The organism is Paenibacillus sp. BR1-192, assembly GCF_029542445.1.
In the GTDB taxonomy this organism is placed as follows: Bacteria; Bacillota; Bacilli; order Paenibacillales; family Paenibacillaceae; genus Paenibacillus_AQ; species Paenibacillus_AQ lautus_A.
In genome coordinates this window covers 5,042,658-5,065,238 of the sequence record NZ_CP120718.1, presented here as the reverse complement: position 1 = coordinate 5,065,238, position 22,581 = coordinate 5,042,658, and the positions used below count along the sequence as shown (strand labels likewise).

At 54.8% G+C, this 22,581-nt stretch carries 14 protein-coding genes; 10 read left to right on the top strand and 4 right to left on the bottom strand.

Annotated features, from left to right (window positions below; translation table 11 throughout):
- Positions 1-42: 42 nt before the first annotated feature.
- Entirely contained in the window at positions 43-1,659 is a 1,617-nt protein-coding gene (locus P0X86_RS22745) for an extracellular solute-binding protein (protein WP_277746530.1), read from the top strand.
- Between the two features lie 63 nt (positions 1,660-1,722).
- Positions 1,723-2,739, top strand: a complete 1,017-nt coding sequence (locus P0X86_RS22740) for a glycoside hydrolase family 130 protein (protein ID WP_277746529.1) — start codon at positions 1,723-1,725, stop codon at positions 2,737-2,739.
- Positions 2,740-2,795: 56 nt separating this feature from the next.
- Here P0X86_RS22740 and P0X86_RS22735 read toward each other — a convergent pair whose 3' ends face one another.
- Positions 2,796-5,129 (bottom strand): helix-turn-helix domain-containing protein, encoded by a 2,334-nt coding sequence (locus P0X86_RS22735; RefSeq protein WP_277746528.1) that lies wholly within the window; start codon positions 5,127-5,129, stop codon positions 2,796-2,798.
- A gap of 267 nt (positions 5,130-5,396) precedes the next feature.
- Between P0X86_RS22735 and P0X86_RS22730 the strand changes: the two genes are divergently transcribed.
- The 3 genes from P0X86_RS22730 (at position 5,397) to P0X86_RS22720 (ending at position 7,314) form a co-directional block, all read left to right on the top strand.
- Complete coding sequence (locus tag P0X86_RS22730) at positions 5,397-6,191, top strand: hypothetical protein (RefSeq protein ID WP_213579859.1); 795 nt, start codon at positions 5,397-5,399, stop codon at positions 6,189-6,191.
- Between the two features lie 63 nt (positions 6,192-6,254).
- Positions 6,255-6,872, top strand: a complete 618-nt coding sequence (locus P0X86_RS22725; protein ID WP_277746527.1) for an SUKH-4 family immunity protein — start codon at positions 6,255-6,257, stop codon at positions 6,870-6,872.
- Between the two features lie 37 nt (positions 6,873-6,909).
- Positions 6,910-7,314 carry an NUDIX hydrolase gene (locus P0X86_RS22720; protein WP_277746526.1) on the top strand — a complete coding sequence of 135 codons (405 nt, stop codon included), beginning with the start codon at positions 6,910-6,912 and terminating at the stop codon, positions 7,312-7,314.
- A 208-nt stretch (positions 7,315-7,522) separates the two neighbouring features.
- On the opposite strand, the gene P0X86_RS22715 is transcribed toward P0X86_RS22720, so the two are convergent.
- From P0X86_RS22715 to P0X86_RS22705, 3 genes are all read right to left on the bottom strand, one after another.
- Positions 7,523-8,667, bottom strand: a protein-coding gene (locus P0X86_RS22715) for an IS3 family transposase (RefSeq protein WP_277746525.1) whose coding sequence is annotated in 2 segments (ribosomal slippage) — positions 7,523-8,373 and positions 8,373-8,667 — 1,146 coding nt in all. Because the reading frame shifts where the segments join, the coding sequence is not laid out codon by codon here.
- 173 nt (positions 8,668-8,840) lie between these two features.
- On the bottom strand, positions 8,841-9,719 hold the full coding sequence (locus tag P0X86_RS22710; protein ID WP_009590031.1) for a carbohydrate ABC transporter permease: 879 nt from the start codon (positions 9,717-9,719) through the stop codon (positions 8,841-8,843).
- A gap of 37 nt (positions 9,720-9,756) precedes the next feature.
- Positions 9,757-10,683 carry an ABC transporter permease gene (locus P0X86_RS22705; protein WP_009589944.1) on the bottom strand — a complete coding sequence of 309 codons (927 nt, stop codon included), beginning with the start codon at positions 10,681-10,683 and terminating at the stop codon, positions 9,757-9,759.
- Between the two features lie 459 nt (positions 10,684-11,142).
- Here P0X86_RS22705 and P0X86_RS22700 point away from each other — a divergent pair, with 459 nt between their 5' ends.
- The 5 genes from P0X86_RS22700 (at position 11,143) to P0X86_RS22680 (ending at position 22,515) form a co-directional block, all read left to right on the top strand.
- Positions 11,143-13,422 (top strand): helix-turn-helix domain-containing protein, encoded by a 2,280-nt coding sequence (locus P0X86_RS22700; RefSeq protein WP_277746524.1) that lies wholly within the window; start codon positions 11,143-11,145, stop codon positions 13,420-13,422.
- A 125-nt stretch (positions 13,423-13,547) separates the two neighbouring features.
- Positions 13,548-15,065, top strand: coding sequence for a DUF3502 domain-containing protein (locus P0X86_RS22695; RefSeq protein WP_277746523.1), 1,518 nt, complete (start codon positions 13,548-13,550; stop codon positions 15,063-15,065).
- A 363-nt stretch (positions 15,066-15,428) separates the two neighbouring features.
- On the top strand, positions 15,429-16,802 hold the full coding sequence (locus P0X86_RS22690) for an alpha-L-fucosidase (RefSeq protein WP_090907846.1): 1,374 nt from the start codon (positions 15,429-15,431) through the stop codon (positions 16,800-16,802).
- A gap of 3 nt (positions 16,803-16,805) precedes the next feature.
- Positions 16,806-19,922: an alpha-amylase family protein gene (locus tag P0X86_RS22685; RefSeq protein ID WP_277746522.1), complete on the top strand. Its 3,117-nt coding sequence runs from the start codon at positions 16,806-16,808 to the stop codon at positions 19,920-19,922.
- A 301-nt stretch (positions 19,923-20,223) separates the two neighbouring features.
- Positions 20,224-22,515, top strand: a complete 2,292-nt coding sequence (locus tag P0X86_RS22680) for a glycoside hydrolase family 3 N-terminal domain-containing protein (protein WP_192571120.1) — start codon at positions 20,224-20,226, stop codon at positions 22,513-22,515.
- The last annotated feature ends 66 nt before the right edge of the window (positions 22,516-22,581 follow it).

Here is a 22,581-nt window from a genome sequence, read left to right as displayed (position 1 = left end):
TTATAAGATATGAGCTTGAGTATGCAAAGGGAGGAAACATGGATGAAGATGACAAGCAAACCTTGGAAGCTGGTGTTGACGGGGATGACAGCCCTGTCCCTGCTCGCCGGATGCGGTTCGGCCGGCGATACGAAATCTGCCGGAACAAAGTCAACGGAAGCAGCCGCCGTGAATAAGGAAGGCTTCCCGATTATGAATGAACCGATTACGCTGACCATGATGGCACCTGATGTCGGCGTTCAGAACTGGAAGGATATGGTCGTGCTGCAGCAGATGGAGGAAAAGACGGGCATTTCGTTCCGATACTTGAACGCACCGAAGGATAGCTTTGATACGAAGAAGAATCTCGTATTTGCCAGCGGCGATTACCCGGATGTCTTCTATGCTGCAGGGTTGACCGCGGCCGAACAGATGAACTATGGCGAGCAGGGTATTCTGATTCCGCTGGAGGAGCTCATCGAGGAATATGCTCCGAACTTCAAGGCGCTGATGGACGAAATTCCGGAGATTCGTAAATCCATTACGGCTCCGGATGGGCATATTTACTCTTTGCCTGCGGTCGATTTAAGCCAGCACTGGTATCGCAACCCGCTGTGGTACAACGGTGATTTCCTGGAGGCGCTGAATATCGACAAGCTTCCGGAGACGACCGAGGAGCTCTACACCTTCCTGAAGCGGGTAAAAGAAGAGGATCCGAACGGCAATGGAGTCGCCGATGAAATCCCGATCTCTTCCGTATCGACGGCTACGACCAATGCTCGTGATTTGCGTACTTGGCTTCTTGGCGCTTTCGGCGTTTATGAAGACGAAATTTATGTAGACGATGCGGATGTTGTTCATTATACCCCGATAGAAGAAGGCTTCCGAGAGTATCTGGCCTATATGAACCGTCTTTGGAAAGAGGATCTGCTTGACCATGAAAGCTTCTCGCAAACCGCAGAACAGAAAAAGGCCAAGGCACAGAACAATCAGGTGGCCCTGTTCTCCGACTGGCATGCTTACATGACCAAAGGCGGAGAACCGTCCACCAAGGATCCGATGTTCGCTCCGGTGAAAAGCGATTTGGTAGACAAGCCGGCCATCGCCAAGAACAGAGGGATTACGACAGGGGCTTTTGCCATTTCGGCTACCAATCCTGCTCCTGAAGCATCGATCCGTTGGGTGGACTACCTTTACTCTTATGAAGGGTCGCTTTTTTTCAACAAAGGACCGGAAGGGATGCTGTGGGAGTACACGGATGAAGCCAATCGCGTGAAACGCTATTTGTCTGTGCCGGACGGCATGGAGATGGAGGATTACCGCGCGACTTTGACGCCAAACTACGGCATTCCGGCTCCTACCATCAACACGGACGATATCAATAAAGGATTGAAGACCGACTTTGATCTGTGGGTTGAAAAGGAAACGAAGGAGAAACTGCTCGATCGGGGAGCAAGACCTCCGTTCCCTGCCTTGTTCCTTACCGTGGAAGAGCAAACCGAGATCAACAGCCTGAACTCGGATCTGAGCACGTATGTACAACAGATGGAGGCGAAATTCATAACCGGCGCAGAACCGTTGTCCAATTGGGATAACTATCTGAACACGATGAAGAAAATGGGTGCCGACCGAGTTGTTGAAATCTATCAAGGCGCATATGACCGCTGGAAGTCGAGCTAAACATAGAATGATAGAGGGCCTGATAAATCTCCTGAATATTATACAAATGTGGAGGCATAGCCTATGAAAATGACGAGACATCCGAACAATCCGATCGTCGTTCCAGGAACGTACGAATGGCGTAAAGTCACCGTATTCAATCCTGCGGTTATTATAGACAACGGGAAGTTTTACATGATTGAGCGAACCGCAGGCTCGCTAACGCCTTGCAAGAACGTTTTGGGACTGCTGGAGAGCGAAGACGGGGTGAATTTTACGCACGTGAAAGACGAGCCGATCGTGACGCCTGACATGCTGGGCTTTCCATATGGAAGCGTCCAGGACCCGCGGATTGTCAAAATCGACGGCACGTACTTTCTAAACTATGCCCTTAGGCCATGCGCCATGAGTTACTATCCGACGGGAGCGGGGATACCGGAGCGGTCGATTCCCAAATATCCGGACGGCTGGGGGGAGGAGGAGGGCCACTGGCTCACTCGCTCTTCGATCGTGAAGTCGGACAATCTGATCGACTGGGAGTTCGTTGCCGATACGACACCGCTCGATATCAATGACCGCGACAACATTTTGTTCCCTGAGAAGATTAACGGAAAGTATGTATTGCTGCGCCGTCCGGAGGAATACGTGGGTGCAGCTTACGGAACGGACAGCGCGGCGATATGGATTACGTACTCCGAGGATCTGGTTCATTGGGAAGAGCCGAAGCTTCTGGCCAAAGCCGAGAATCCGGCGTGGGAATCCAGGAAAATCGGCGGAGCCACGCCGCCTGTGCGAACCGATAAAGGCTGGCTGGTCCTTTACCACGGCGTTGATGATCAGGTCGTTTACCGTGTTGGGGCGATGCTTCTTGACCTGAACAACCCTGAGAAGGTCATAGCAAGAACGAAGAATTACATTATGGAACCGGAAACCTATTACGAGAAATTCGGTTATCAAATTCCGAATGTGGTGTTCCCGACAGGAAACGTGGTCAAAGACGGTCTGCTCTATATCTATTATGGTGTGACCGACACAGCAATTGCACTGGCTACCGTGCCGGTCGATGAGCTGGTAGAGCATGTCTTGAACGAACCGCAGTGAGTGAAGTAGAAGCATCCGGGCCCTTTCGAGACAAGTTCTCCTAAAGGGCCCTTCTGTTATATATCCAGCCTATTCGAACGATGTTGTTTGCGGTACTGACCGGGCGTAAGCCCGGTTTCTTTCTTGAATTTGCGGATGAAATTGGGTGCATCCAGGTAGCCCACCTGTTCGATGATTTCCTTCAGGGGAGCGCTTGTCGTCACAAGCAGCCGAATGACTTCCTCCGTACGCCTCTTCCAGATATACTGCGAGAAACTGATCCCGGTCTTCTCTTTGAAGCTGCGGCTTAAGTAAGAGGTAGAGACGGAAAATTTAAGGGCAACATGCTCCAGGCTGAGCGTATAGTCCGCAAACTGCTGATTTACATAATGTACGATATCATCGATCAGTTTTGGCGCTGCTTGCTCATGGTTCCGTTCAACCTTCTCGCAAACCTCTGTCGTGAGCGACAACAGCTTGTCCTCAAATTCCTCCAGCGTCTCAAACGACGTATAGTCCGAGATGCTGCTGAATGCTTCGTTCATTCCAACCTCAGAGGCGGACCGAAGCAGCGCGTTCAGCAGATCGAAGCAAATACAGCGCAGCAGATGAATTTGCAGCGGTTCGCTGCGGATGGTCTCCATCATCTCGGCGATCATCTGCACAGCCACCGACTCGTTGCCTTGCTTTAGGCTTTGCTCCAGCTTGAGCAAAGACTTTCTTGGAAGCCATACGCCTTTGGCGACAGGATGATTCTGCTCTGCCAACTGGTCGAAATAGGTGATCCGGCTGCTGCCGACCATTCGGTGCTCGAGTGCGGTTGCGGCTTCGATGAAGGATTGGTTCAGCTGCCCCAAATCCCGGTAGGGCGTACCTACGCCCATGCTCGGATCGAGCCGAGTGTTCTCGGAGATCAATCCCTGGACCGCGCGAATGATCTGCTCCATCCGGAGCTTCAGCGAATCTTGACCAGGGTCAGGAAGCGATACGATCAGCGCAAATTGATTATCGGCTGAGAATTCAACGCCATAGATATTCGCTTGAAGCCCTGATGGTTCAACATGGCTGAGAATTTCATGCACCTGCTGACGATCCTTCTGGACGACTTCCTCGGCCGCATCGTTTTCTTCCCAGGACAGAATCACACAGAAATAAATGACTTGTTCTTGGGGAGATTCCAGTCCGACTCCGGCGATCATTCGCTCGATTTCGGGATCATCCGGCTTTCCGTGCTTCAGCAGAAGCAGCATGCATTGGTTGCGCACGAAGGGCTCCTGCATATCGATCCGGGTGCTGTAATCGTGAAGGGTCTGACGAATCCATTCCCATTCATTGCGCGTTTTGGGCTCTGGGGAATCGCTAACTCTGAGCTTGGCGAATTCCATCAAATCCTTAATCGGGTGATATTGGCGTCTAGCCAGCACAAAAGCGGCAAGCACTCCGGTTATGACGGCGATGCCAAACACCAGCAGAATGAGCGTCTGTACATGAGCGACCCGGCTGAAGAACTGGTAGCTTGGCATGATGGTCATGTAGTTCCAGCCATTCTCCCCGGATTTGACGGATACGACGGAATACTTGTCATTATTCAGGGAGAGATTGTGTATGCCGGCATCAAGCGCAGCCAATGTTCCAAGGTGCTCCTGAGACAGGGTTACGCCATGATTGCTCGCTGTAAGCACTTCATCATTTTGATTGAGAATGTAGCTGCTCCCGGTGAAATCGCTAAGAATGGAATCCATGACCCCGGTAAGATTGGACTCTTTCACCATATATACGACGCTTCCGTACGGATAGGGGGCATTGGGCTTGATCGGTACGATGATGGTCAGCATCGTCTCCTGCCTGGAGTTGTTGATCGTAACATTCTCGGCCGGCCGTATTACCATCTGATTCGTTTCGTTCAGCGCAAGGGTGACATCTTCCAGACTCCAGTTCTCATAACGATAGAAGGAGTCGAACGCAACGTTAACATTCGTCAGTCCGCGGTAAGAGTAGATAATCGGGTCGTTATGATAGTATAAGAAGATGTCTTCAATGATGCTGCTGTTTGCCTTATAGTTGGCCAAAGCTTGTATGGCTTCCACTCTGTAATAATCATCACGGACCATATAAGGGGTTAAGCGTCTGTCGTAAGCGATCCGGCCGGAAAGCTCCCGAAGCTCCGCGATACGGGAGTCGATGGTCATTGACACCTGGTTCAATTGATTGATGTTGGATTGTTCGATCTCGGTACGAAGCCCGCTGACAGCGCTATCATAAACAAACATCGTTACTCCCGTCAGAGGAATCAGGAAGATCAGAATATAAGACAGAACGTATCTTAAGAGCAGCTTCGACTTAAAGTGATTCCAGTTTATTCGGAAAGTGAAAGTGGATACGATGAATGATTTGAGGTTGTGAATGGTCATTTTGGGTGCATCCACCATTTCATTCTTTTCATGTCATGCGAAATTCCGATTTGATCAACAAGGATAGGGTTATTTGAAACATTATATCATTATAATGATTATTCGGAGAAATATTAAGAATAAATTCATCATTATTCATTACATGATATAACTCGTAGTTTTCATAGTCTCACGGCTTCAATCCAACTCAGTCAGATTTCGATCGTCTTCGCTTTATAGGAAGATTTTGTTATGATAGGGACAAGAAAAAAATGGGAAGTGGAAGCTGTGGACAAAAAGGCGAAAAAGGTTTTACTTCAAACGTTCTGGTCATCCAGCGGCTGGAAAAGCAGTCCTTTGCCGTTCGTCGGGGAGGACTTTGATTACGCGAAGAGCATGAGGCTGATGTTCGACCCCATCACCATCGGACATGATGAGCTGAACCAGCGGCTTCATAGCTTACATAAGACGGTTACTAAAGAAAGGGTTGCTGCCGCATTTCTGCACAGCCTGTCCACGAGACAAGTGCATCTGCGAAGCGCGCTTTCCAGTTGGGCGCTTACATCGCGCCTGCCTCTGCATCAGTACGAAGAACGACGCTCGGCCATGCCGAATTACAGCAGCTGCGGAGATTGTAACCATGCCGGGCTCCAGTCCGACCGGAATTACGTGAATGCCGACCTGAACGTGCTGAATTTCGAACGGGTCAAATGGGGAGGCATCCGCTTGAATCAGCTGCTCTACTGCTGGCTCGATCTGGAGCTGTTGAGCCATGAGGAGGGCCTGACGGTGGACGAGGAGGATATCGCCATTCTGAGGAAGCTGATGACAGCCGTCGACGGATGCGCCGAATCAGAAAGCCCGCGTCATCTTGAGAAGCGCTTGAAGGATGTTCTGCCTTCAAGCAAGCATGAACGAGACGTGCTGATGGAAATTCTGGGATATGCCGGCGTGCTGGTTCCGAAGGATACGCCCCGCACGCGTCCGAGAAGGGACGACGATTTCTTCTCGATGTCGGAGTGGCAGGGAAGCGACGGATATTCCACTGAAGCGCTGCAGTTTTATTTCGGCGAATATCTGTAGACCGCGCTGCATCATTTAGGTTACAGAATACGTACCGGTTTAGGAGTTTAAGGGAGGGTTAGAATGGAGCCGCAATATCATACGCTGTATGATCACGGAGTGCTGCCTTATACGAGGGAAAGCTTGGACGTCCTGGGAATGCACGATAAGACGGTGGAAACGCTTGTGCAACGGGGAATGCCGGTCTTTGATCCGCAGGAGCCCCCGTTGGGTCTTCTGTTTCATGAAGCGTTACCGCTACAGGATATTCATGGAGCCTATATCGCGATCGGAAGGGAGATCTGGAGCGAAGGGCTGCATGTCGCGATCCAAAAGGATACAGGGGGAGTGTGGGCAGTAACGGAGGGCGGTACACAGAAACCGACCTACATAAACGCCTCCATCGACAGCCTGCTCGCTTTTATGGACCGTGTGCTTCGATTCAAACAGCAAACGGAGCGCTTGCAGCCTGATCCACCTCCCATGATTTTGACGGCAGAACAATTTCGCGAGAAACTTGAGAAGTTCAGAAGAGGAGAGATCAAGCCGGGAACCCGTCCGGACGCCTCGCAGGCGCAGCACGAGTGGAAGTCAGCCTTCGAACAAATGAAGCGGGAGCTGAAAGAGATGGATCTCCCTGCTGTACGTTCCTCTTCATGGTGGGGAATTGTGCTGGAGGAAATGAAGGATCGTTTGAGGTAGCCGATGAGCATTTATTGACGGGATGGGAGGATGAAAGTTGGGCTTTCATGACACGTACAGATTTGGTGTGCATGCCATCATATTGAACGCTGACGGCAAGCTGCTCTTATTAAAACGGACCTATGGGAATAAGGGATGGAGTTTGCCCGGGGGCGGGGTGGATTCCGGCGAAACGATCCATGAAGCGATTTTTCGCGAATGCCGCGAAGAACTGGGCCTTACCCTGCAAGATGCGGTCTTGACCGGATTTTATTATCACAGTCATATCAACGCGCAGGTCGGCATATTCCGCTGTTGGATCCCGCTTCACGAGGAAATTGTGCTCAGCTCCGAGCATTCGGAATACAAATGGGCCGAGTTGTCGGAGCTGAGCGAGGTTCAGCGGTTAAGGGCCCAGGATGCATTGGCTTATCAAGGAGAAGTCAAAAGCCGGGCGTTTTAGCATTCATCCTGTTCTTTTAAAAACCGGATTACCGTTACTGTCCCGATGTACAACATCAGGGTTACGCTTACGAACTCTGTTGACGATGTTCCATCCGAAGCGGCAGAGGTTGCATCCACAAAGACATCCAGCATATAAAAAAAGAGGCTAACCGTGAGAGCGGGACTGCCCCCCGTTTGTGAGACAGGGATCAAAACACCTTGCAAGTTTAAGCAGCCAGTTGCCGGAAATGAAACGGCGACTGGTTGTTTAGTTTTGTTTGAATGCGAATTGAGTTATAGTAAGTAATGTAGTCTCGAATGGTCTGCTCGACGATGGCCGTCGTCGTACAGGTTAAACCTTCGAGATAGAACGTTTCAGACTTTAGCGTGGAATGAAACGATTCAATGGGGGCATTATCAGCGGGCGTACCCTTGCGGGACATGCTCATGGTAATGCCTTTTCCCTTTACAGCTTCTTGATAAGCCTGAGATGTGTAGACGCTGCCCTGATCGCTATGGAGCATGGTGCCCGGCAGAGCGGGCAGCTGACCCAGCGTGTCCAGGACAAACCCGGTGTCTTGCTTGTCAGAAATACTGTACGCCACAATCTCACCGTTAAACAAGTCCAAGATACTCGACAGGTATAACGTTTTTCCGCCAAACGGTAAATACGTAATATCTGTAACGAGTTTTTGCATGGGGGCATCGGCTGCAAATTGGCGCTTTAACAAGTGTTCTGCGATATAAGCTGGCTGGCCTGTAGGTTTGCGTTTCTTCACCTTGACACGACATTGGAGCCCCTCACGCTGCATAATCCGCTGCACGCGTTTATGGTTAATCTTACGCTCCATCCGAAGTAGAGCCGTGATCTTCCGGTATCCATAACGAAATTTATGCTGACTACAGAGTTCTCGAATCTTCTCTACCATGTGATCTTTACATGGGTTCTCGTAGGCGTCCTTCCAGCGATAGTAGGTGGAGCGAGAAAGCCCGATCCATGCACACGCTTGAGTTACACTGACTTCTCCTCGAACAGACTCAACCCACTCCACTACAGCCTTTGGCGACACCTCCTTTGCATTTCCACGAACTTTTTTAGCAGATCTAATTGTTGCTTCAAAAACCGATTTTCCGCCTGCACCTTCTCGAGTTCTGATGCATATTCAGGGCCTTTACCGTAGCTGTATTGTTTACCGACAGGTTGCTTCAACCGGTTCCATTGGCCGCTGCGATACCATCTCATCCAGGTCTCCACTTGTGTCTTATTTCGTATGTTCAGTTGGTCCATGACTTCTTTCACTGGAATGCCATCCAACCTCATTTCAATAGCTTTCTTTTTCACTTCTACTGGATAGCTGACTCTCGTTGCCAACGCAAAAACACCTCCATAGTTGTCCCCATATCTTACGACATGGTTGCATTCTCTTGAAGGTGTTTTTAATCTGTCTCACGTTATGGGGTCAGTCCCAGCGGTTAGCCTCTTTGATTTCAGTAAAACCGGGTTACCTGCTTATATCCTGAGATCATGGCATGTGGATAAAACCCTTACTCCTTCAAAGAGCCAATCAGCAGCCCTTTTATGAAATACCGCTGCAGGAACGGATAGAACAGCACCACCGGACCGATCGTCAGAATGGCGGTGGCCATCTTCACCGATTCTTGCGGCAGCGTCTGGCTGCCGAGGATGGCACCGCTGCTCTGCATCTGCTGAATCATGCTGATCTCGGAGTTCAGCTTAAACAGCAGGTATTGAAGGGGATACAACTTCTCGTTGTCCACCAGCATGATGGCGTTGAACCAGTTGTTCCAGTAGGCAATGCCGTAGAACAGCGTAATCGTAGCCAGAACGGGCATGCAGAGCGGGAAGTAGATCCGGAACGCGATATAGAAGTCGCTCGCGCCGTCGATCTTGGCCGCCTCCGTCAGGGAAGGCGGAATTTGGGACATGTAGTTGCGCACAAGAAACAGGTTGAACGGGTTGAACACCAGGGACGGTATGATCAGGGCCCAGATGGTGTTGTTCATGCCGAGATTCAGGTTGATCAGATACCAGGGCACCAGGCCCGTGTTAAACACCATCGTAATGAAAAAGAACAATCCGAGCCCGTTGCGGTAACGGATATGCTTGGCGGCCAGCGTATATCCGGCCATGGACGTGATGGTGACCGCAAGGATCGTGCCGACGACCGTCACGATGATCGAGATCATGTAACTCCGGTACAGCGGCGTGCTGCCGAACAGGAGCAGCTTGTAGGCATCCAGCGACAGCTCGCTCGGGAACAGCTGGTAGCCGAATTGCTTAATGCTGGCTTCGTCGGTAAAGGACACCATGAGCACAAGCAGCATCGGCAGGATGCAGAGAATGGAGATGATGCCGATCAGCGCGGCATTCACGGCGTCGAAAAATTTAGGTCTGGACGTCATCTAGATTTCGCTCCCTTCCGAATGAATCCGGCTTGCTTTAGAACAAGGCATGGTCCGGATTCACCTTCTTCACGATTTTGTTGCTGCCCCATACGAGAATAAAGCCGACCACGGATTGATACAGTCCGACGGCCATGGCCTGTGCCGGATTCCCGATGGTGCGGAGGGAACGGAACACATACGTATCGATGACGTCAACCGTCGGATACAGCAGCCCGTTGTCCTTGACGATGGCATAGATCATGTCGAAGCTGCCGTACATGATTTTGCCCAGAGCCAGCAGGGTTAAGATGGATATGGTCGGCAGCATGAGCGGAATGGTGATGTGGCGGATGAGCTGCCAACGGGTAGCGCCGTCGATCCGGCCGGCTTCGTAATAACTGTCGTCAATTCCCGTGATAGCCGCCAGATAAATGACGAGGTTCATCCCGAGGTCCTTCCAGACCGCCGCGGTCGTAAGAATCCACGTCCAGTATTGCGGAGAGGCGTACCAGTTGACGGGGTCGATATGGAAGAACGCCAGGATCCGGTTCAGGATACCGTAGTCGGTCGACAGCAAGCTGTAGATGATATAGCTCACGATAACCCAGGACAAGAAATGCGGGAACAAAATCGTGGATTGGGTCACCCTCGAGAACCAGCGGCTGCGGAGCTCGTTGAACAGTATGGCCAGCGCCATGGCTGCGAGCGTGCCGACGATGATAAATAGAAAATTGAGCTTCAAGGTGTTGAAGGTGACCTCCCAAGCCCGGGGCGACGAGAAGAAGAACTTGAAATTGTCAAAGCCGACCCAGGCGGAATTGAAAAGTCCCGTCTTGAAGTTGAACTTCTGAAACGCAATGAGCATGTACGGAAGCGTGAAATAACCGAAGACCAGCGTATAGATGGCAGCCGGTACGACGAGCAGGTAGGCGGATCCGTTCGAGCGGATTTCGCGCAGGAAGCCGAAGCGGCTTTTTTTCATGAGTAGGCACGTCCTTTCGTAAGTGATGGGGGCTGCAAGCGTAGCAGTTCTGTTTCGAGTGTAAAGAGAGTTGCCGCGTGCAGTAAACTATGAAAATGGAGTTTGAGCGGATTGAAAGGGGGGACGCCTGCTTTAAAAAACGGCAAAAACTTCGAATTTGAGTATTTCGCAAAGTGTCGCCAGGATTGAATAATGACTGGAAAAGCTTGATTTTATAAGGAGTTTAGCCGATGAAGCCTATGAAGGGGAGTTTGGGGAGGGAAATAAAGAATGCGTTTTCATATTGATGTATGCCCTGAGCAAATGTAAGATGAGAATAAAATATCTATCCGTTCCAAGCGATCGGATGGCTAAGCAACCCCATTAAATTAACATGAATATTACATATAATGTTAGTAATATTCAAGAATGATAAGATCTCAGTTTGCTATACAGACCGAAAGATAAAGGAGGGAGAATATGATCCGGCAGCGATTATTCCGTTATGCAGTGTATCGAAATATGTTTCTCAGCTTTGTTTTGCTCACGGCAGCCATGATTGCCCTCGTAACCGTCGTCCTGTACATGATGTTCTCCTGGAGCACCGCGAAGGAGGTAGGAAAAATATCCGAGTCGATGCTGAAGCAGAACAGCGCCGTATCCAGCGTCATCCGCGACCAGGTGTATAACGTGGGCAACCTTCTGCTCAGCGACAAGGAGATCGTGAACGCCCTATTGGACAAAGAGGCTGATCCGCTGAAACAATATGGCGTGTTCGGTACCCTTAACCGGGTCCAGTCCACCTATCCGTTCATCCATTCGATCGGGATCTATAACGGCTCGAATAACACGTACCTGAATACGAAGGGGATTACCAAGGAGCAGGAGAAGGCGCTGCTGGAGGAAATCAACAGCAAAAATACATCTTATTTTCATCTGTTCCCGCGCAAGATCTCTTCCGCCACTTCGGCGAAGCGGAGCGAAGACGTCCTGACTTTCGTTCTCCTTCCGAGCTATTATTCGCCGCTAAGTTCCAAGGGCGCGATCGTAATCAACATGAGCACCGACACCATCCAGGATCTGATCGGAGGCTACCGCAACGAAGCGGTGGATTCGCTTCACGTCATTGACGACAAGGGAACCATCATCACCCATTCGGATCGGTCCCGGTTCATGGAGGATGTATCGCAGGAGTCCTATGTCCAGTCCATTCTGGAATCGGACGCGGAAAGCGGTTACTTCACCCGCTCCATCGACGGCCGCAAGAGCCTGGTTACCTATGTCAAATCCAAGGATATGAACTGGACGTTTATCAGCGTAAGCCAATATCAAAATCTATTGTTCAACATGCAGGCCCTCCGAACGTCGGCGCTGGTTCTCGCTTTGGCCTGCTTCGTCGTCAGCATGTTCTTGTCGATCTGGCTGACGCATCATGCGTACAACCCGATCCGCCACCTGCTGGAGAAAATGAGCGCCATTCCGAAAATGAAGGAAAACCGTCGGCAAATCAACGAATTTGCCATATTGGATACCACTTACGCCGAAATGACGGAGAAAATGAAGTCGATGGAGTCCGAGGCTTCCGTCGCCCGGCAGGCGCATGTGCTGCAGCTGCTGAAAGGCGGCGACGAGACGGCATTCCGCCGTTTGGCCCGCGAAGGCAAGGGGCCCTATTTCTTGGCGGCCGTCCTTCTGCTCGACAGCTTAGACGGCTCGCCCGGGGGCGAGGACGAGGAGCTGCAGTCCTATACCTGCGCGGCCGTCGCCCAGGCGGCCCAGCAGATGCTGGAGCCGGAGGGAGCGAGCGTGGCAACGGTGGGGGACGGAACCATTGCGATCATTCTCCCCATGAAGCAGAGCCGGCTTCCGCTCCATGTATTGGGCATGCTGGAGGAGCTGCAGGGCGAGATGCTCCGCACGCTCCGCGTGTCCGTCACCGTCGGCATCGGAACCGCCGCGCAGACGTACGAGGAGCTGCGCGAATCGTTCGATTGCGCGCAGTCCTGCTTCCAGCAGCGCTTTTTCGCGGGAAAGGGCAGGATATTCCATGGCGATCCGGTCATCGCCGCGGAGTCGGAGCATTCCGAGGCGCAGTATCCGGACAAGCGAGAGAAGCGCATCATCGAGGCCATCAAGCTGCAGCAGCGGGATAAATTGGAGAAGGAAATCGATCAGTGGATCAAGGAAATACGCGATTACAACTACCATGAAGTCATGTTTTTCATCAACCAGTTCATCGGCGGCCTGTACAAGCAGCTCAATGTCCATACGGTGAAAAACCGGGAAAGCGCGGATCTCTTCCTCGACTTTACGCGGCGGATTACCCGCTTTCAGACGCTGCAGGAAACCGCGGATGCCCTGAAGGATCTTGCCCTTAGGCTCTGCAGCCTGTCCGAGGAATCGGGAGCGGTCCGGCATGCGGAGGTGGTGGATTTTATCCAAATGTACGTACGCAAGCATTATGCAAGGCCGGATATGTCGCTCGAGCAGGTGGCGGGCGAGGTGAAGCTGTCCCGCAGCTATGTCGGCAAGCTGTTCAAGGCGCATTGCGAGCTGTCGTTCAACGATTACCTGAATGCCGTTCGTCTGGAGAAGGCGCGTGAGCTTCTCGGAAGCACCGAGGAGTCGGTTCAATCGATCAGCGAGCAGGTGGGCATTCTGAATACGACCTATTTCTACACGCTGTTTAAAAAGCACTACCAGATCTCGCCGGCCCAGTTCCGCAGCCAGCATGCGATCGAGACGAAAAAGGCGCAGTGACGGGCAGATTCAGTGTTTTAAAATGGCGAAAACCATCATTTTGAAGTATACGTTTTCCCTACTGTCTCCTTAAGATAGGAATCGTACCGCATGACTAAACCAAATGAAGACAGGGGGACACATGCATGAAAAAAAGGAAAGCGCTAGCACTATGGTTGGCCGCGATATTCATGGTTTCCGTGATCGTTGGCTGCTCCGGCGGCGGCGACGCCGGCAGTGAGAATGGATCGGCGAGCGGGGAGAACGGCGGAGGGGACAAGCTGCCGGTACGGTATTTGCTTCCGGGCTCCGCGCCGCAGGATTTGGATGCGGCGGTCAAAGCGATCAACGAGAAGCTGGAGGCCGACGGTCTGAACCTTACCTACGAACCGACGTACATCGCGTGGGACGTATGGGATCAGAAGACCAACCTCATGATGTCGACGGGCGAGGAATTCGAGCTGATTGCCATCATGCACGATACCAAAGGACCGACGGTGCTTGCGGGCAGCGGCGGTATCATTCCGATCGACGATCTGCTGGATCAGTATGGCACCGAGCTGAAAGCTTCCATGCCGGACTGGATCTGGGAGTCGTCGAAAATCAACGGCAAGATCACGTACGTGCCGAACTTCTGGGCGGATACCGCGTATAACGATGGCATGTTCACGATCCGCACCGATCTGCTCGAGAAAAATGGCCTGAAGCCGCCGACATCGCCGGAAGAGCTGCTCAATGCAGCAGAGACGCTGCAGAAGAATTGGCCGCAGGACAACAAGAACGTATATATCAAGATGCTGGAGGAGCCAGCCTACTTCCTGCATACGACCTACGACACCTATCCGTTTACCGTGGCCGACAACATGATTTACATCGACCAGCAGGGGAACGTGAAGTCCTGGTTCGAAACCGAGGAGTTCAAAAAAGACGTGAAGTTCATGAACGAGGCTTACAAGCGCGGGCTGATTATGAGCGATCTGCTTACGACGCCGACGGAGGTTATCAACCAGGAGGAGCTGGCAGGACGTTATCTCTACCGTCCGGGCGACGTTGGCTTGAGCGATGCCATTCTTCAGACGTTCCCGGATGCGAAGCTGGATATTTATTATTTGGCCGACCAGCCGAAATTCAGATCCTACGCGATCCGGAATTCCAACGGGATTTCGGCCACGTCTCCGCACCCGGAGGCCGGCATTCAATTCTTGAACTGGGTATACAGCAGCCAGGAGAACATGGATCTCGTCCAAAGCGGCGTGAAAGATGTGCATTGGAAGGATACAGGCAAGAATACCAAGGACTATCTGGCCAAGAACGAGAACGGTTCCCCGGCTTATGAGCTTCCATACTGGCTGCTCGGCCACGTTGAAATGAACCGTTATCCAACGAATACGGACCCAGCGCGACTGGAGCGCCGCACGACGGTATCGGAGGACGCCGTGAACAGCATCACGATCGGCTTCACCTTCGATCCGACCAACGTTGCTTCGCAGTACGCCAACTGCATCGCCGAGCTGAAGACCAGCGTCTATCCGGTCATGCACGGGGTCGTGAAATACGAGGACGCCTACGATAAAATGCTGGCCGCAATGAAGTCCGCCGGTCTCGATGAGGTCGTTGATGAATATAAACGGCAATTCGATGAGTGGAGAGCAGGTCAGTCGTAAGGTCAGCGCACTAACGGCTAAGAAACATTGGAACAGGGCAATCCTTTCCCCGGTTTGATAACCGGGAAGGGGTTGCTTTTTTTCGTGCGTCGCCATGGAGCGTTCCGTGAGGAGTACAGAGGGAATTCGAAGGAGACTCCAAGGAGATTCGAAAGTGATCCACGTTACCGTTTAGGACTTCAATTCTCCGATATTGGCCAAAATCAAAGTTTTCTCTCAAAAGTAAAGTGTTCAAGACAGGGATTCCCGGGCTAGAGTAAAGGTCATAAGAAGCCTTGAGACTGCTCAAAGAGTCAGAAGCGAAAGTCTTTATTAAGGCTGGCCGCACGGCAAGAGCCGTGCAGAATAAGGAGGACGTAGTTCATGACCAAGCAAACACAAGCCATCCGGGAAGGCTGGCAATGGTTTACGGAAAGCCGGTACGGCATGTTTATTCATTTCGGGCCTTATGCCCAATACGGGCGCGGCGAGCAGGTTCTGTTCCGGGAGCATTTGGACCAGGCCGAATACGCGCGGAAGGCCTGCGAGTGGAATCCGGAATTCTTTGACGCCGAGCTTTGGGCGTACACCGCGCGCAAGGCGGGGATGAGATATGCCTGCTTAACGACGCGGCATCATGACGGGTATTGCTTGTGGGATACGGCCACGACGGATTATTCCAGCGCGAAGCAGGCGCCCGGCCGGGATCTGGTGCGCGAATTTACCGATGCGTTCCGGGCCCAGGGGCTTCGGGTCGGCTTATATTATTCCTGGATCGATTGGCGGATCCCGGCTTATTTCGACGGACCGGAGAAGGATCCCGAGGGCTGGGAGACGATGAAGCAGTATTTGCATGCCCAAGTGGAAGAGCTGGTCACGAAATACGGGCGCATCGATCATTTCTTTTTTGACGGGGTCTGGCCGCGAACCGCGGAGGACCTGGACAGCATCAAACTGGTGGAACGGATGAAGTCGATTCAGCCGGACATCCTGGTAAACAACCGTCTTGGGCTGTCCGAGGAGGAGAAGCTGCATGCGGACGGCGGCGGCGGCTCGGGCGATTCCGAGGTGCTGGGCGATTTCGGCTCGCCGGAGCATGTCATCGTCCCGGATCAGAAGCGGCTGTGGGAATCCAGCCAGGTCACCACGTGGAGGCTGTGGGGGTACACGAACGGCGAACGATGGCGTCCGGCCGACGTTCTGCTCGACATGCTGTGCGAGTGCGCGGAAAAAGGGGGGACCGTGGGCGGCAATCTGCTGCTTAACGTCGGACCGCAGCCCGACGGACAGCTTCCGCCGGCGTTCGTGGAGCGGGCGCTGAAGATCGGGGAGTGGCTGGACGTTCACGGCGAGGCCATCTACGGCTCCGACGGCGGGAACCTCACGGAATTCATCACCTACGGGCGGCAGACGATGAAAGACAACAAGCTGTATCTCATCATCCGCTTCTGGGATGGGAGGCCGGTGCTGAGGCTGGCGGATCTGGTGACGCCGGTATCACGGGTGACGCTGCTGACAACAGGGCAGGAGCTGTCGTTCCGACAGGAAGGCGACGTGCTGTGGATCGAAGGGCTGCCGCGGGAACGTCCGACCGAGCTGTTCCCGGTCATCCGCATCGAATGCGAGGAGCGGCCGCAGACCAATCCATGGGGAGTGAACCGCCTTTGGACCGGCGACCCTTCCCGGATCGCCGACTGGGCGCGAACGCGCGGTACATCCGTATACGTCGACGGCCAGCCGCGGACAAGAAAGGAGTAGGCGATGAGAACGCTGGTATTTTACGACGAGCATTTTCCTTACGAAGGCGAACGTCCGTCTGCTGAAGCACTGGAGCGATTGCGGGAATGGGCGGTGGTCTCAGGTGCCGCGGACGTGGCTGATCGTCTGACGGAAGGCGGCTGGGACGCGCTGGTTCATCTGCACGGGCCATACTTTCCGAAAGCGGCTTGGGCGGCCATCGAAGCCCACCTGAAGGCCGGCGGCGGTCTGGTTCATGCCGGTGGCGTGCCTTTCCGCAGGCCGGTTCGAGAGCTGAACGGAAGCTGGCATGCCGAACGCGAGCAGCTGACTTACCATCAGCGAATGGATATCCATGATGCGCTGGCGGTTGACGTATCGCGCGTCCGGGAGCTGAAGGCCTCCGCCGAATACCCGATCCTGCTGGGGCGCGAGGAGCTGTTCGGCATCGAGCCGACCTGGGGCTTGACGCTGCATCCGACCAAAGCGAGCGACATCCCGGCGGAGATGGGGGCATGCGGTCCGATGGACGCCGTCATCTCGTCGCTGCTGATCGGCATGGACCGTGATCGACGCGAGCGGTCCGCTCCGGTCGTCATGCTGGAGCAGCATAAGGGCGATTACGCCGGGGGCCGCTGGATTCTGATCAACCAGCAGCTGAGGGCATCGTTCTGGGAGACGAAAGGGATGGACGTCCTGAAGGATCTGGCCGAATACGCGGGAACAGGCGTGACGGAGCTGTGGCTGAAGCCGAACTACGCCTCCTACGAGCCGGGCGAGCAGATGCGGCTGACGATCCAGCTGCAGTCGTTGTCCCGGACGTCTGCCCCGGCGCAGACCTGGCATTTTGCAGTGAGTCTTATCAAGGAAGCCGACGGCGAGACCGTCTGGACCGGACAAGAGAAGTCGGAAGCCGGCATGGAACAGCGGGATCTGCAGCAGCTTCGCTTGTCCGTACCCGTACGGCTGGAAGCGGGCTTGTACCGGATCGTTTGCGAAGCCGAGTCCGATTCCGGGGAGCGCCGCACCCTGACCCAGGCGGTATGGGGCGTCGATCGTCCGCTGCTGCAGGCGGGAGAGCGGCTGGAATGCGGGCGCGATTACTTCCGCCGCGGCGGGCGGACGGTTCCGATCGTTGGCATGACGTACATGACCTCCGACGTCGCGCGCAAATTCCTCCATCTGCCGAACGTGCAGCGTTGGGATGCGGATATGGCGGAGATGAAGCGGGCAGGAATCAACCTGATCCGGACGGGCATATGGACGGGGTACCGGATGATCATGTTTGCCGACGGCCATGCGGCCGAGGACGTCATGCGGGCGATCGATGGCTTTATCCTGACGGCCAAGCGGCATGAGCTTGAAGTGACGTTTACGTTCTTCTCGTTTGCGCCCGAAGCCTGGGAAGGCGTGAACCCCTACCTGGATCCGCGATCGGTGGAGGCGCAAAAGCGCTTCGTCGCCTCCATCGTCGGACGTCACAGGGGCACGACCAACGTGCATTGGGACCTGATCAACGAGCCTTCGCTGTTCGATCCGAAGCGAATCTTCGAGGGGCCGGTATCGATAGGGGACCGGTTCGAGCGGCAGGCCTGGTCCGAGTGGCTGCGGCAGCGCCACGGGGATGATCTGGCGCTGCTTCAGGAGCGCTGGAACATGACGCCGGGCGAGCTGCCTTCATTCGAGTCGGCGCCTGCGCCGAGTCCGGACGACAAGCTGTTCAACAGCGTGCTGCAGCCGAAGAAGTGGGGACCGTGGATCGATTTCACGCTGTTCACCATGGACATGCATAATCGGTGGGCGTCCGAGCTCATCGGCACCATTCGCCGCTCCGATCCCCGCCAGCTGGTAACGGTCGGTCAGGATGAGGGCATCTGCTCCCAGCGTCCGTCGCCTTCGTTCTATGGCCCCGCGGTCGATTACACGACGGTCCACTCCTGGTGGCAGAACGATCACCTGGCCTGGGACGGCATATTTACGAAAACGCCGGACAAGCCGAATCTGATCCAGGAGACCGGCATCATGCACGTGCAGCGTCCGGACGGCATCGCCAAGCGGACGGAGGAAGAGCTTCGCAGCATCCTGGAGCGGAAGTACGCGTATTCGTTTTCGACCGGGGGCGCGGGTGCCGTCCAGTGGATTTGGAATATTAACTACTTCATGGATAATGCCAACGAATCCAACATCGGGGCGCTTCGGGCGGACGGAACGCAGAAGCCGGAGGCTGATGTGTCCTATGACTTCGGCCGCTTCATGAAGGAAGCAGCCGGCCTGTTCGACGATGAACGGCAGCTGGAGGATATCGCCGTCGTTTACCCGTATTCGAATGATTTTTCCAGCCGCAAGCTGGCGTACGAAGCGACGACGAGAGCCATGCGCGCATTGACGTTCGGCATGAACGTCCATCCGCGGGGCATCGGCGAATATCAGCTGGAGGACCTGAAGCGCTATCCGGCCAAGCTGATCATCGTGCCGAGCGCGCATAATTTCGACGATGGCGCTTTTGCCCAGCTCCTCGACTTGGTAAGGGAAGGGAGCACGGTCTTGTGGACCGGCCCGCTTCGCACCGATGCGTATTGGGGACCGGCACCGCATCGTCTGCAGCAGGAGATCGGCGAAACCGTCCATGCCAACGTTCTTCGGGAAGAAACGCTGGAGCTGGCGGGAGAGCATTTCGCCGTTTCGTTCGGGGAGCGGAAGATTAACGCGCTGGCGGTGGATCGTCCGGCGGGCCGGTTGGATGGGACGCTGGCACCCGTCACGGTGACCTTGGGCTCGGGACGGTTCATCTGGTGCCCGCTCCCGGTCGAGATGAATGAGCGCTGGGAGCCGATCCAGGCGCTGTACGCGGAAGCTATCCGCTCCGCAGCCGTTTCGCCTGAGCTGGAATGGCCGAAGGGAGGCGAGCTTCCGGGTATTTACGGCCGCAAGCTGACGTTCGGGCAAGGAAGCTTGTACGTCTTCGTCTCCGAGCATGGGGCAAGCGCAGAGGTCGAGGTAAAGGACCCGGCAACCGGAAAGGTCTACGCCTTCGAATTGGAACGGGAGCGGACCGTGATGTTTACGACCGATGCCGGGGGACAAGTGCAGACGGTTTACCGGCCGGAGGAGGTTCGCATCCGGCAGATCCAACCATCTTGAGGCGTGCTCGCCCATGAAAAGGTTGGAAGACGGTTCTAGCCGTTGATCTGGTTTGTCCAGGTGCGGTGCAGCCATTCTGCAGGATACGCATAGTGGGAGGTTCTTCGGCCGAGCGGATCGTGCCGGAGAGCCTTTTTCCTCCATCGGGAATTTCGGCAGGGCTGCTGCTTAGGCGGTGTGGCGCTGAATCCGATGGGGAAGAGCATAAAACCGAAACCCCATAGGATGCTGGAACATTCAACAAACGGTTGCATGAGATCAATAAGAACGAATCTAACAGGAATAGGAAAGGGTGTGCGCCATGGACTACAAGGACGCTGCATGGCCGGTTTCGCGGCGGGTCGAGGACTTGCTGAAGCGGATGACGGTCGAGGAGAAAATCGGGCAGCTGATCCAGCCGTTCGGCTGGAAAGCTTACATAAGAAGCGACGACGGTACGATCAAGCTAACCGAGGAGTTCAAGTCGCAGCTTGCGGAGGGAGGAATCGGTTCCTTGTACGGAACGCTGCGGGCCGATCCCTGGACCGGGGTGACGCTGGCGAACGGTCTGTCCCCGCGGGAAGGGGCGGAAGCGGTTAATGCGATTCAGCGTTATGCGATGGAGCACTCGCGGCTGGGGATTCCGATTCTGTTCGGGGAAGAATGCTCCCACGGGCATATGGCGATCGGGGCGACGGTGTTTCCCGTACCGCTTACGATCGGCAGCACCTGGAACACGGAGCTGTTCCGCAGCATAAGCCGCGCCGTTGCCGCCGAGACAAGAGCTCAGGGGGGAGCGGCCACCTATTCGCCGGTGCTGGACGTGGTACGGGATCCCCGCTGGGGCCGTACCGAAGAAACCTTTGGCGAGGATCCCCATTTGGTGGCCGAATTCGCGGTTGCCGCCGTGCAGGGACTGCAAGGCGAGCGCCTGGATTCGCATACCAGCCTGCTGGCTACGCTGAAGCATTTCGTAGGCTACGGCGCTTCCGAAGGGGGACGCAATGGGGCCCCTGTTCACATGGGCCTTCGGGAGCTTCACGAGGTCGATTTGCTGCCGTTCCGCAAGGCCGTTGAAGCGGGTGCCTTGTCGGTCATGACGGCCTATAATGAAATCGACGGAGTCCCTTGCACATCCAGCGGGTACCTGCTGCAAGACGTTCTTCGGGAGGCGTGGGGCTTTGACGGCTTCGTCATTACCGATTGCGGCGCGATCCATATGTTGGCATGCGGTCACAATACGGCCGGATCGGGCGTGGAGGCGGCGGCCCAGTCGCTGAAGGCCGGTGTCGACATGGAGATGTCCGGGACCATGTTCCGGGCACATCTTCAGCAAGCGCTGGAGCAAGGGCTGGTCACTGAAGACGATCTGAATATGGCAGCCGGACGCGTGTTGGAGCTGAAGTTTCGCCTGGGACTCTTTGATCGGCCTTATGTGGATCCAGCCTGGGCAGAGCAGATCATAGGCTGCAAGGAGCATATCGCTCTGGCCTACCAGGCGGCGGCTGAAGGCATCGTGCTCCTGAAAAACGAGGGGAACCTGCTGCCTCTGGATTCGAGCAGCGGAACCATTGCCGTCATTGGCCCCAACGCCCATGCGCCGTACCATCAGCTTGGCGATTATACCTCCCCCCAGCCGCCGGGGCAGATCGTAACGGTGCTGGACGGCATCCGCCGACGGCTGGGAGACAGCCGCGTGCTGTATGCGCCGGGCTGCCGCATACAAGGCGATTCAAGGGAAGGGTTTCCTCGGGCGCTGGCATGCGCCGAGCAAGCCGACGTCATCGTGATGGTGCTTGGCGGCTCCAGCGCACGGGATTTCGGGGAGGGCACCATCGATCTGAGAACCGGTGCCTCGGTCGTGACCGGACATGCCGAGAGCGATATGGAATGCGGGGAAGGGATTGACCGCTCGACCCTGACGCTGATGGGCGTGCAGCTGGAGCTGCTGCAGGAGCTCCAGAAGCTCGGCAAGCCGGTGATTGTTGTCTATATCAACGGACGGCCGATTACGGAGCCGTGGATCGACGAGTTTATTCCGGCGATCGTCGAAGCTTGGTATCCCGGCCAAGAGGGAGGCAGCGCGATTGCGGACCTGCTGTTTGGCGATATCAACCCGTCCGGCCGTCTGCCGCTGTCCATTCCGAAGGAGGTTGGCCAGCTGCCGGTCTCTTATAATGCCAGACGGACCCGGGGCAAGCGTTACCTGGAGACGGATCTTGCGCCGCGGTATCCGTTCGGCTTCGGCTTAAGCTATACGGAATTCCGTTACGGCCGTCTGACGGTCGAGCCGGCCGTTGTTCCCATAGGCGGCGAAGCCACGGTCCGGATCGACGTGACCAACGCGGGAGCACGGGACGGCGCGGAAGTCGTTCAGCTGTACGTCTCGGATCTGGCCGCCTCCGTTACCCGTCCCGAGAAGGCCCTGAAAGGGTTCCGAAAGGTGTTCCTGAAGGCCGGGGAAACGCAGGAAGTAACGTTCACCATCGGCAGCGAGCAGCTGGAATTGATCGGCCTTGACCTGAAGCCGGTGGTGGAGCCGGGCGAGTTCCGCATTCAGGTCGGTCCCGACTCGACGAGAGGAGAGGTCGCAAGCTTGATGGTGGAAGGCTAACCGGTCCGTCCCTCCCAAACATAATGAATCTTAACGATACAGGTTCAACCCGGCGAAAGCGGATAT